Source organism: Pseudomonas sp. BJa5, assembly GCF_030272875.2.
Taxonomy (GTDB): Bacteria; Pseudomonadota; Gammaproteobacteria; order Pseudomonadales; family Pseudomonadaceae; genus Aquipseudomonas.
In genome coordinates this window covers 1-289 of record NZ_JALRNG020000124.1, presented here as the reverse complement: position 1 = coordinate 289, position 289 = coordinate 1, and the positions used below count along the sequence as shown (strand labels likewise).

Below are 289 nucleotides of genomic sequence, written 5' to 3'. Positions count from 1 at the left end.
CCAGCAGGAAGGCGTGCAGCGGGGTTTCCTGGCTCGGCTTGACCACCACCGTGCTCCCTGCGGCCAGCGCCGGGGCCAGCTTGCCGATCAACTGGTGCAGCGGGTAGTTCGAGGGGTTGATGAAGGCACAGACGCCCACCGCCTCGCGGTACACCAGGGAGTTGCCGACCTCGCGCACCTCTTCCATCAGCCCGGCCAGTTCGATGTACTGCTCAAGTCCGACGATCGGGCCCTCGACGAGCACCGCCTGGCACCACTGCACCGGCATGCCCAGTTCGGCCGTGATCAC

General features: G+C 67.1%; 1 protein-coding gene. It reads right to left on the bottom strand.

Going from position 1 to position 289, the window contains the following annotated elements; genetic code table 11:
• A partial coding sequence (locus tag M2D63_RS25680) for an aldehyde dehydrogenase family protein (protein ID WP_285865881.1) occupies positions 1–289 on the bottom strand: 289 nt, incomplete at both ends.